Below are 11,030 nucleotides of genomic sequence, written 5' to 3'. Positions count from 1 at the left end.
TCAAGCCGCACCGGAACGGCACCTCCAAGATTTCGAAGGATCCCGCGTTCGCGGACAAGGTCGCCGATGTCGTCGGCCTCTACCTGGCCCCGCCCGGCGGCGCGGTGGTGCTGTCCATCGACGAGAAGACGCAGATACAGGCGCTGGACCGGACCCAGCCGGTGCTGCCGGTCGCCTTCGGCGCGGGCGAGAAGCGCACCCACGACTACGTGCGGCACGGCACCACCAATCTGTTCGCCGCCCTCAAATGTCCATACCGGTGAGGTGACCGGCGAGTGCAAGCCGAGCCGGAACGGCGCAAACTTCCTCGCCTTCCTGAAGAAGGCGACCAGGCCGCACACCGGCAAGGAGATCCACGTGGTCCTGGACAACCTGTCCACGCACACCACGCCGGAAGTGAAGGCATGGCTGGAGAAGAACCCGCACATCCGCTTCCATTTCACTCCCGTCGGCTCCTCGTGGTTGAACCAGATCGAAATCCGGTTCGGGATCCTGACTCGGCAGTCCATTCGCCGGGGCACGTTCTCCAGCGTCAACGTCCTGGTCAAGCAGATCCGCGACTACATCAACTCCTGGAACGAGGACGCGAAGCCGTTCACCTGGACCGCGAACTCCGAGGAGAACCTCACGAAGGTCCGCCTCGTCCAGACCAACGCGAAGAAACTCGTCAATAACAACTCAAACTGACACGATCAGGATCACGAGACACTAGTCGGCTGAGTTCTCCGTAAGCACAGACCTGATCAGCTACCGGCGATCCAAGTTCGGTGGCAAACAGTCCAGATTCGCTGTCACAGGACAGCGGATACCCGCAGCAGCGCCATGCTCGGGGAAGTAGCGACTCTCAATGAGGAAAGCAGCCCGTTACGAGGGTGGTGCAGGGGACGCTGAGACGGCCGTGGGAGGTTCCAGTTGATACGTCCTGTCCTCCTCCAGGAGGGTCCAGAGCATCCTGATCTGGCGGCGGGCCACGCAAATTATGGCCGCTGAGTTCCGCATCCCCTGAGCTCTTTTCCGGAGGTAGTACTCGCGATCTCGCACGTGGTGGAGGCAGCTGGCTTGCGCGGAAAGAAAAAGTGCTCTTTGCAGAGGTCGGCTGTATCGCTTCGGGCGGAGATGAACCCCTGTTCGTGTTCCGGAATCCCTCGACACTGGGACCATCCCAGCCGCCGACGCGAACTTGCCCTCTGTGGCGTAGGCGGAGAAGTCACCAGCCGCCACGAGGAGTTCAGCAGCCAGGATTTTCCCCATGCCTGGCATCGAGAGGAGAATGTGAGAATGCGGATGCTCAGCCAGGATCTTATCCATCCGCTTTTCTACCTTGGCGATCCGCTCGGAGAGGTTGAGGATGCTGGCGGCCAGGTCTTCGACGATCTCGGCGGCTGCGTCTTCCCCGGGCAGAGATGTGTGCTGGGCCTCTGCTGCCTCGATTGCCGATTCCGCTACACCGTGCGCGAGTCGCACACCTCGCTTCGCGAGCCAGGCCGCCAACCGCGACCGACCCATCCGTCGAATCCCAGACGGCGTCTGGAAGCCGGTCAGCAGGACCACCGCGCCCTTGTGGGCGGAGAAGTTGAATGTGCGTTCCAGAGCAGGAAAGACACCCGTCAGGGTGTCCCGCATCCTGTTGTACGCCCTCGTTCTGTCCCGCACGAGGTCGGTTCGGTGCGACGTGAGGAGCGAGAGGTCGGAAATGACCTGGACTGGGACCTTGATGGCGGACAGCCTGTCCGCGGCAAAAATAGAAGTCCTTGCGATGACGTGGGCGTCGTTCGCGTCAGTCTTGTTCTCGCTCCCCAGGGCGCGAGACATCTGCTTCACCAACGTGCCCGTGATATAGCGCGGTTGTTGGCCATGTGTCACGAGCAGGGCAATGAGCAAGGAGGAAGGGCTGCTGGAGATGTCAATGACCCAGTTCACTTTCGGCGGCAGCGAAAGAATCTCGCTCAGGCCGGTCAGAATCTCGCTCTCGCCGTTGATGATCTTCTTCGACAGCAACGTATTGCCAGCGATGTCTACTGCGCAGGCCCAGTGGTGCCCCTTGCCCGCATCGACGCCGACCCAGACTTCGTCCAACTTCTCCATGCGTCCCCCTCCTGTCCGACTGCCCGATGGCCGGTGGGGCGCTCACTCGCCGAGTCCGTACAGAGCGGCTCAACCGCGTCTCTCAATAAGCAAGTCGGAGCGACCCGGAATGAGCTGTTCCGAGTTTCGTAGCGGTTGGTTTGTGGGTTTCAGGCAACGTTCGTGGTCGCCTGGGATCGGTAGTAACGGGGCCTCGAACTCCTCGGGCGGGAAGTAGTCGAGGGCTGAGTGCAGGCGCTCGGTGTCGTACCAGCCGACCCACGGGACGACGGCACGTTCTACCTGGTCAGCTCCCCGCCAGGGTCCTTGGTGCTCGATCAGCTCAGCCTTGAACGAGCCGTTGGGGGCCTCGGCCGTGGCATTGACGCTCCTATAGTTCGTCAAATTGCTTTCATAGCTGTCCGTGATGGAGTCGACGGACGCGGTCGCGCCAGCCTTCGGCAACCGATCGCCGTAGCGGATTGAGTCCGGGGTGTGGGCCGCGGTCGCTGTGATGAATCAGACCCAAGCCCTTCTTGATTCCACGCCGCCAGAACGCCATCTCCAGGGCGTCCAGGGGTAGATCGGTGCGCATGTGGTGGCGAGCTGCCGCCCGACGATCATCCGTGAGTGCACGTCCGGGACGAAGGCGATGTAGTCCCAGCCCGACCACGTGCGGATATAGGTGAGGTCGGCGACCCACAGCTGATTGCGACGGTGGGCGGTGAAACGTCGGTGGACCGGGCCCGGCGGTCTGGGGTCGGACGGCTCAGGAATGGTGGTGCGGCGCCGCTGTCCGCGGGACCACGCCTTCCAGGCCGTCCTCGCGCATCAGTCGCTCGATGGCGCGCCGGGCCGCGGCAAGGTCCTTGCGCCGCAACTGGGGGTGGGTCCGCCGGGCTCCGTAGGTCTTGCCCGAGGCCGCATGGATGCAATGTATGTGCCCAATGGTCCGTTCACCGCGCATGCACCGGGCAGACTTGGGCCGCCGACGGCGGGTGCGGACGCGCGCGGTGAGGTGGGGTGCGTTCACGGCTCGCCGGCGGGCCCTTTACGCGCTCGGGCGTACGCTGCGTTCGGCGATGCGGATCAGGGGGCGCTCGGGTACCAGGCGGCTGACGACGCGTGACACCAGGGCGTTGCCGGCGCCGTCGACGACGGTCGCCTTGCGTCCGCCGAGCGCCGCGAGTGCTGTGGTGACGACCTGCTGCGGTGTGCGCCGGCTGCCGACCGACGCGTTGTCACCGGCCACGTCGAAGAACGGGGTGTCGGTGGCGCCCGGGCAGATCCCGAGGACGGTCACACCGGTGCCGCGGGTCTCGCCCCAGAGGGAGCGCGTGAAGGACAGGACGAATGCCTTCGTCGCGGAGTAGACCGCCATGTGCGGTACCGCCTGGAATCCGGCCGTGCTGGCGACGTTGATGACGGTGCCGCGCCCGCGCTCGATCATGCCGGGCAGGAGCCGGGTGGTGTTGCCGACGAGCGTGCCGACGTTGAGCTGCACCTGGGAGGCCATGTGGCCGGGGTCGGCCTCGGCGAGGTCGCCGTGGGAAGCGAAGCCGGCGTTGTTGATGAGGATGTCCACGGCGACGTCCTGCTCGTCGAGCGTGCGCGCGAGGGTCTCGGAGGAGTCGGGCTGGGAGAGGTCGAGGGCGATGGGTCTGACGGTCACGCCGTGTTTGGTCCGCAGGGTCGAGGCGAGTTCCTCCAGCTTGTCCTTCGAACGGGCGACGAGGACCAGGTCCACACCGCGGGCGGCCAACTGGCGGGCGAACTCGGCGCCGATCCCTGACGAAGCGCCGGTGACGACGGCCAGTTGGGAGGTGAGAGTGTCCGAGTAGTTCATATCTGTATCCATACCTACTTGAAGGTTTTTTTCTTGTTGACGAAAAGGCCGGGCGTGGCCTGCCCGCGTTCAGTGAGCTTCGATGGTCGCCTCAATGACTTCGGCGAGAACGCCCGCCGCACGGCGCAGCTCTTCGGGATTGGCGCGCCCCGTGGCCTCGAGGACGCCCTTCAGTCCGTCGAACGCGCCCACGAATACGGTCGCCAGTGCGTGGGCGTCGGCCGAGAAGTGCAGGTCGCCCGCGCGGGCGCCGGCGAGGAGGAGTTCTTCGACCAGGCCGACCCACTCCGCGAGTACGGACACTTGGGCGTGTTCCTGCGGCGACTCGGTGGTGAGCTCACGATCGAGCCGCACGACGGACCATCCCGCGGGTTCGGCGATGACGAGGTCCACGAGGACGGGGACGAGTCCCCGTACCTGCGCGGCCGGCCCTCCGAGCCCCTCGAGCTGCCTGCGCACATGCGCAAGCATCCCTTGCTTCTGGTCGTCGACGACCGCATGGGCCAGGGCGGCCTTGCTCTTGAAGTGGAAGTACACGGCGCCCTTGGTGAGACCTGTCTCGCTCACCACGTCGTCCATCCGGGCCAGGGCGTACCCCTTGGCATCGAAGACACGGGCGGCGGCGCGCAGAATCTCCCGGCGCGTCGCAGCGCCCTTCGGTGTCAGTTGGTCCACTGGCCTTCCCATGCCCCGATACTAAATACCTTCGAGTCGGTTTTTCAAATTGATCAAGAACCGCATTGCCCGGAGGACCCCGGCCGAGGCGAGCGGCGAACTGGAGTGCGTGGCTTGATCGGCCGGATGTCGGTGCCCGATCCGGGAATCGTGGAGGCGACCCGGACCGCCCTCGACGAGGCCCTGGCGGGCCGCCCGCTGGTCTCAGCCGAGCGGTTCGCTCGTCCATGCGCTCCCTGTACGCCGAGCTCCGGCTGCGCACCCTGACGCGGCCGGCGCGAGCGATCGGCTGCTATCCCGGTGGGAACACGCCGGTCCCCACGCGGTCCTGGCCGTCCAGGACCGTGTCCGAGGGGCCGAAAAGCGGCACAGCTGGATCAGTGTTGTGGCCAGCGAGGCTGCCGAACTGCTGCCCGTGCCACCGGCGATCGACGGCAACCCCCGCGCGGATCGAGGACAAGGCCGCCTTCAACATCCTGCTCGTAGCGGCCTGAGTGCCGGAGCAGGTGCGGATCCCAGGCCTACGCGTCGGGGGAAACTGCCCCCTCTGGTCAAGATCCGGCGCGCCAGGTCGGTGCGCGGCGGCTGGTGGTGCAGTCCACCAGGGCCGACTCCGGCGGAACAGTGCGCAGACCCTGCGGTCGCACGATCAGTGGAACAACCCGTCTGGTAGCAGAAGTCACACGACAACCAACGCTCAACTACTGGCGCAGGACACTAGGCAGCCCTGGTCTGGCGCCGGTAGCCGCCCGGGGCCAGGCCGTACTCCCGCTTGAATGCTCTGGCGAAGGAGAACTCCGAGCCGTATCCGGTGCGGGCGGCGACCGTCGTCAGTGAGGCATTGGACTCGCGCAGCAGACGGGCGGCGGTCGTCATGCGCCAGCGGGTCAGATAGGCCATCGGCGGTTCGCCCACCAGCGAGGCGAACCGTCGGGCGAAGGCGGCGCGGGACAGCCCTGCCCGCTCGGCCAGCGATTCGACCGTCCACTGGACCGACGGGTCGTCGTGAATGGCCGACAGGGCAGGCGCCACCGCCGAGTCGCCCAGGGCTGCAGCCCACCCCTGGGCGGCGGTCGGGGGCTGATCGTCCAGCCAGGCCCGCAGGATGTAGAGGAGCAGCGAGTCGATCAGGCTGGGCACGATGCCGTCCGAGCCGATGCGCGGGTTTTCCAGCTCGGAGCCGAGTAGTTGGACGGCGGCGCTCAACTCCGGATGGCGGCCGTGCCGCGTCGGCAGATGGATCACCTCGGGCAGGTGGCGCACCAGCGGGTGCGGGCGGCTTTGGTCCAGCTGGTAGTCGCCGCACAGGAGACTGGTCTCGGGGCCCTTGCCACCGAGCGTGAGCGAGCCGATCGGTGAACCCCGTTGGAACTGCTCCGCCGTGGCCGCCACGGCCGGGGTGGAGGGATGATCGGCGAGGATATGGCCCCGCCCGCTGCGCAGGAAGATCACATCACCGGGGCTCAACGGGATCGGCTTCAGATGCGGTGGTGTGTCATTGAGGGGGACCAGCCAGCAGGTCCCGTACAGCACCACATGGAACCCGGCGCCTGCGACTGGCGGCAGTCGCACGCCCCAGGGGGCGCGGCCGTTGGTCCGTACGGATGCCGGGTGCCCGGTGCGCATCGAGGCCAGCGCCTCGGTGAGGATATCCATCCGCCTTGCTCTCCCTGGTTCGGCCCGTCGCGGTCAGACCGTCAGGACAATCTTGCCCCGTACGTGTCCCGAGGCGACCAGCTCGTGTGCTTTACCGGCCTCCTCCAGCGGGAAAGTCTCCTCGACGTGCGGGCGGATCAGGCCCGCGTCGACCAGGTCGGCGATCGCTTCGAGCGCGGCGTAGTCCGGCTCGACCGAGATGCCGGCGAAGCGCCGCCCGGCCGCCTCGACGCGTACGGCGAGCTCCGGGTCGGCGTGTTCCACGATGCTGATGAGTACGCCGCCGGGGCGCAGCACACCGAGCGAGAGATCGCCCTGGGCCGTGGAGTCGAAAACCACGTCGGCGTCCTTGACGGCCTCGGTGAAGTCGGTGGTCCGGTAGTCGATGACCTCGTTGGCGCCGAGGCCGCGGACGAAATCGTGCCGGGCCGGACTGGCCATGGCGATCACATGGGCGCCGTGTGCCTTCGCGATCTGCACCGCGAAGTGGCCGACACCACCGGCTGCCCGGTGGATCAGTACCCGGTCGCCCGCCTTGACGCCTGCCGCCTGTACCAGGCCTTGCCAGGCCGTGAGCGCCGCGAGGGGGATGGCGGCGGCGTGCACATGGTCGAGAGAGGCGGGCTTGCGAGCCACCTGGCGGGACGGTGCGGCGACGTACTCGGCGTACCCGGTGGCGGCGCGGGGGAAGAACGGCATCCCATATACCTCGTCACCCACCTCGAACCTGGCGCCGGGGCCGGCCTCTTCGACCACCCCGGAAATGTCCCAGCCCACGCCGAACGGCGGCTCACCGAGCAGTGGGAAGGCGCCGGACCTGACGAACACGTCCACAGGGTTGACCGCACTGGCGTGGACCTTGACAAGAACCTCGCCGGGCAGTGGCTTCGGCCGCTCGGTCTCCGCGACCTCAAGGACCTCGGGGCCGCCGAAAGACTTCTGGAACACTGCGCGCACGGTAACTCTCCCTGGTTCGACCGGTTGATGTCCGGCTTGATGTCCTCAACCCTAGGAAGATCGAATGAGCCGGAGAATAGCCTTCCGTCTCGGCTACATGTCCCAGCGTCTTGTCGGTGCGTACTCTCGGCCATAAATGCCTCAGACGTCGATGACACCCTTGACGATCATGAAGTAAATGATCAGGTTGTGGCGTCCGCCAGCAGGGCCCGAGCGGCGCGTCGGCCTTGCCAGTCCGCACAGCCGGAACTCTGGGGCAGCTGTAAGGCCGGGAACCTCAGCGTCGGGTACCAGCGCCCGCAGAACCACACGTACAGGACGGTTTCATCCCAGCAGATTGAGTTTCCGCGACTACGAGGGCCGCCCGGCCTCCTCGGAGTCGCGATAAAGCTCTTGTCCTGCGGGTTCCGCTCGACGATCTCGACGCCGATCCCGTGTCTGTGGCCGTGGGCTCCGCCTCGGTCTTCGCCGGACGGTCGCTGGCGCGCGGGCAGGCGTCAGTCGGTGACGAGGTCGTCCGGGGCGGACCGAGCGAGTTCGGCCAGTGTGGCCAGCGCCTGGGAGAGAACGTCGGTCTGCGGGGAGGCAAGCCCCAGCCGGATCGCGTTGGGGGCGTGGTTGTTGCCGACGGTGAACGCGGCGGCCGGCACCACTCCGATGCCGTGCCGGGCGGCGGCGGCGACGAAGGTGTCCGCGCGCCACGGGCGGGGCAGTTGCCACCAGCAGTGGTACGAGCGCGGGTCGCTCCGTACAGCGAAGCCGCCGAGGTGCCGGGCCGCGATCTCCTGTCGTACGGCGGCTTCCCGCTGCTTGGCCTGTACGAGCGCCTTCACGGTGCCGTCCTGCTGCCAGTGGTAGGCCGCCTCCAGTGCGAAGCGCATGGGGGTCCAACCCCCCGAGCGCAGCGACGTGGCGATCTCGCCCACCAGGAAGCCGGGCGCCACCACGAATCCGAGGGTCAGGCCAGGGGCGATGCGCTTGGACAGGCTGTCGACGAGGACGGTCTGCTCGGGGGCCAGAGAGGCGAGCGGCGGCACTTCGTCGTGGAGGAAGGCCCAGATGGCGTCCTCGATCGCGGGGATCCCGGACCGCAACAGGACATCGGACAGATGCTCCACCCGTTCCCGGGGCATCGTAACCGACAGCGGGTTGTGCAGAGTCGGCTGTACGTAGACGGCGTGCAGCGGGCCGCTGCGGTGGGCTTCCTCGACGGCCTCCGGGATCAGCCCTGCTGCATCCATGGCCAGGGGCACGAGGGTGATGCCGAGCCGCGTGGCGATGGCCTTGATCACGGGGTAGGTCAGTTCCTCGACGCCGAGCCGAGCGCCCGGTGGTACCAGGGCGGTGACGACGGCCGAGATGGCCTGCCTCCCGTTCCCCGCGAAGAGCACCTGCGCCGGGTCGGGGCGCCAGCCGCCACGCGCGAGCAGATCGGCGGCGGACTCGCGGACGGCCGGAACGCCGGCCGCGCCGACGGGCCGCAGCGCGTACCCGAGGACATCGGGACGCATCAGCGCGCCGAGCCCGTTGGCCAGAAGCGCGGCCTGCTCGGACACCACCGGATAGTTGAGCTCCAGGTCGATCCGGCTGCCTGCGGGTTCGGTGAGCGCGGGCGCGGATGCACAGGGGACCGCGCGGACGAAGGTGCCGCGGCCCACTTCGCCCAGAGTGAGGCCCCGCCGGGCGAGTTCCTGGTAGACGCGGGTGGCGGTGGAGTTGGCGATGCCGTGCTGCTGGGCGAACTTGCGCTGCGGGGGAAGCCGGTCGCCCGGCCGGAGGATGCCAGCCCTGATCTCCTGGGCCACCGTGTCGGCGACGCTCTGATAGTCCTTCACGACGCTCTCCTCTCGTCCTCGTGCCGCCGCCATCCAACCACACAATTGCACCGAGTACAATAATGCATATTGTATCGAGGATTTGCAGGCAATATGCTCGCGGCATTGCTTCGAACCTGGCCCGTGCACCGGGCTGGGGGAACCCTTGTTGGATGCGCCACGAGAGGGCGCGCGACCGCCGGAAAGGAGTCCTGTCAGCAGTGAACACGACCGCATGGTCTCGGTCTCCGCTCGGCCGGGCTCCCCTGCTGCTGCCCGACTGTGACCGGTGCGGATTCACCTCCTGCCTGGTAAGGCACGGTACGGTCGCCGACCTGCTGCGGAAGTACGCGGCGGAGTGGCAGCAGGTCCTGACGGATCCGGGACTCGACGGCCGGCGCGCGGGCGTGCCTCACTGGTCACCGCTGGAACACGGCTGCCACGTCCGTGACATGTGCCTCCTGTTCCACAAGAGGCTCGACGCAATTTTCGGAACCACACCGATTGCACCGCACCACCGCACCGCGCCGGATGTCGGGCCGGCCGCAGAACGCCCGGACATCGTCCGGCGCTACCGCGACGAGGAACCGCGACAAGTGGCGGAGGAACTGGGGTGGGCCGCCGAGGCCCTGGCCCGCCGCCTGGCCACGCTCACCGCCGACGACTGGGACCGCGACGGCACGGGCCTGGCCGACTCGCGACTCACCGTCGATTTCTTCACCCGCCATCTCCTCCACGACATCGTTCACGACCTCGCCGAGGTACAGCGCGGTGACCGCTCCGACAGGGCGCGTCCGGAGACGGCGGCGAGACATAACAGCGAATGAGGGGTTCTCATGGTTGAACTGAGCGGGGTCCTCGGCGTGATGGTGGTGGCCCTCGGGATGGTGCTCACCCCGGGCCCGAACATGGTCTATCTCGTCTCACGCAGCATCACCCAGGGCAGGCGCGCCGGGATCATCTCGCTCGGCGGTGTGGCCCTGGGCTTCATGGTGTATCTACTGGCCGCAAACCTCGGCCTGTCGGTCGTCTTCATCGCCGTGCCCGAGCTGTACTTCGCCGTGAAGCTGGCCGGCGCGGCATACCTCGCCTACCTCGCCTGGAACGCGCTGAAGCCGGGCGGCGTCTCCGTCTTCACCCCGCAGGACGTCCCGCACGACTCGCCGCGCAAGCTATTCATGATGGGACTGATGACGAACCTGCTCAACCCGAAGATCGCCGTCATGTACCTCTCGCTCATCCCGCAGTTCATCGACCTGGAGAAAAGCCACGTCCTCCTTCAGGGCATCGTGCTCGGCTCGATCCAGATCGTGGTCAGCGTCGCGGTCAACCTCACCATCGTCCTGGCAGCCGGAACCATCGCCGTCTTCCTCTCGCGCCGCCCCTCCTGGCTCAAGGCGCAGCGCTACGCGATGGGCACGGCGCTCGGCGCGCTCGCCATATCGCTGGCCCTCGACACCTCAGGTCCGGCCAAGTCCGGCTGACGGCACGGCACATGGGACGCGGTCCGGTGGCCGACCTGGGCTCTACTGCCCCAGGGACAGGAATTCCACGTGCTCCTGAGAGGGGTGTTTCGCGGTTTGATGTCCGGTTCGTGGTGTGGCTTGGGTGAGGTTGTGGGGTCAGGCGACTCGGGGGGGCCTGTCCCCGAGTGGTGGACACCTCTGAGCCCGGCCCCGGTAGGGGCCGGGTAGGAGGCATCTTTTATGGTGATGAAGGTCTACTCGCCCGAGTTCAAGGCGGACGCGGTCGCTCTGTACCTGTCGGATCCGAGCCACACCTTCGAGGGCATCGGCAAGGACCTGGGGATCAGCCGGGAGACGCTGCGCAACTGGGTGCGGGCCGAGTGGGCCCGCCGCGGTGAGAGCGGCACGACGAGCACGAACACGAAGGACATCCCGGTGAGCGAGGCCACGCAAGAGGAGCTGGAGGCCGAGATAGCGGCCCTGCGCGCGGAGCTGAAGACCGTGCGCAAGGAGAACCAAAAACTGGCCACCGAACGGGACATCCTGCGCAAG

The 11,030-nt window shown here is 67.1% G+C and carries 12 protein-coding genes and 1 pseudogene; 5 read left to right on the top strand and 8 right to left on the bottom strand.

Translation table 11 applies throughout. The features are described from left to right. Together BT364_RS42450 and BT364_RS42445 are read left to right on the top strand one after the other, a co-directional pair. A pseudogene (locus tag BT364_RS42450) lies at window positions 1-263 on the top strand (IS630 family transposase); the annotation flags it as partial. 1 nt (window position 264) lies between these two features. Beyond that, entirely contained in the window at window positions 265-687 is a 423-nt protein-coding gene (locus BT364_RS42445) for a transposase (protein ID WP_218172487.1), read from the top strand. 177 nt (window positions 688-864) lie between these two features. On the opposite strand, the gene BT364_RS38090 is transcribed toward BT364_RS42445, so the two are convergent. The 8 genes from BT364_RS38090 to BT364_RS38055 form a co-directional block, all read right to left on the bottom strand. Continuing rightward, window positions 865-2,085, bottom strand: coding sequence for an IS110 family RNA-guided transposase (locus BT364_RS38090; RefSeq protein WP_072489712.1), 1,221 nt, complete (start codon window positions 2,083-2,085; stop codon window positions 865-867). Window positions 2,086-2,154: 69 nt separating this feature from the next. Continuing rightward, window positions 2,155-2,469 carry an integrase core domain-containing protein gene (locus BT364_RS44510; protein WP_371268705.1) on the bottom strand — a complete coding sequence of 105 codons (315 nt, stop codon included), beginning with the start codon at window positions 2,467-2,469 and terminating at the stop codon, window positions 2,155-2,157. Window positions 2,470-2,833: 364 nt separating this feature from the next. Next, window positions 2,834-3,031: an IS3 family transposase gene (locus BT364_RS38080; protein ID WP_072489710.1), complete on the bottom strand. Its 198-nt coding sequence runs from the start codon at window positions 3,029-3,031 to the stop codon at window positions 2,834-2,836. Between the two features lie 84 nt (window positions 3,032-3,115). After that, on the bottom strand, window positions 3,116-3,910 hold the full coding sequence (locus BT364_RS38075) for an SDR family NAD(P)-dependent oxidoreductase (protein ID WP_072489709.1): 795 nt from the start codon (window positions 3,908-3,910) through the stop codon (window positions 3,116-3,118). Between the two features lie 69 nt (window positions 3,911-3,979). After that, window positions 3,980-4,597, bottom strand: coding sequence for a TetR/AcrR family transcriptional regulator (locus BT364_RS38070; protein ID WP_079179858.1), 618 nt, complete (start codon window positions 4,595-4,597; stop codon window positions 3,980-3,982). A 705-nt stretch (window positions 4,598-5,302) separates the two neighbouring features. Continuing rightward, window positions 5,303-6,241, bottom strand: a complete 939-nt coding sequence (locus BT364_RS38065; protein WP_072489707.1) for an AraC family transcriptional regulator — start codon at window positions 6,239-6,241, stop codon at window positions 5,303-5,305. 33 nt (window positions 6,242-6,274) lie between these two features. Further along, window positions 6,275-7,198: an NADP-dependent oxidoreductase gene (locus BT364_RS38060; RefSeq protein WP_072489706.1), complete on the bottom strand. Its 924-nt coding sequence runs from the start codon at window positions 7,196-7,198 to the stop codon at window positions 6,275-6,277. Window positions 7,199-7,695: 497 nt separating this feature from the next. Continuing rightward, window positions 7,696-9,033 carry an aminotransferase-like domain-containing protein gene (locus tag BT364_RS38055; RefSeq protein ID WP_072489705.1) on the bottom strand — a complete coding sequence of 446 codons (1,338 nt, stop codon included), beginning with the start codon at window positions 9,031-9,033 and terminating at the stop codon, window positions 7,696-7,698. Window positions 9,034-9,233: 200 nt separating this feature from the next. Between BT364_RS38055 and BT364_RS38050 the strand changes: the two genes are divergently transcribed. The 3 genes from BT364_RS38050 to BT364_RS40780 form a co-directional block, all read left to right on the top strand. Then, window positions 9,234-9,839: a DinB family protein gene (locus tag BT364_RS38050; RefSeq protein ID WP_072489704.1), complete on the top strand. Its 606-nt coding sequence runs from the start codon at window positions 9,234-9,236 to the stop codon at window positions 9,837-9,839. Between the two features lie 9 nt (window positions 9,840-9,848). Then, window positions 9,849-10,496 (top strand): LysE family translocator, encoded by a 648-nt coding sequence (locus BT364_RS38045; RefSeq protein ID WP_072489703.1) that lies wholly within the window; start codon window positions 9,849-9,851, stop codon window positions 10,494-10,496. Window positions 10,497-10,718: 222 nt separating this feature from the next. Next, window positions 10,719-11,030, top strand: a 312-nt coding sequence (locus BT364_RS40780) for a transposase (protein ID WP_143166624.1), incomplete at its 3' end; no start/stop codon positions are given.

Origin of the sequence: Streptomyces atratus (assembly GCF_900119365.1) — a bacterium.
GTDB lineage: Bacteria > Actinomycetota > Actinomycetes > Streptomycetales > Streptomycetaceae > Streptomyces > Streptomyces atratus_B.
Note: the sequence above shows the minus strand (reverse complement) of the source record. Positions and strands in the feature narration are given on the sequence as shown.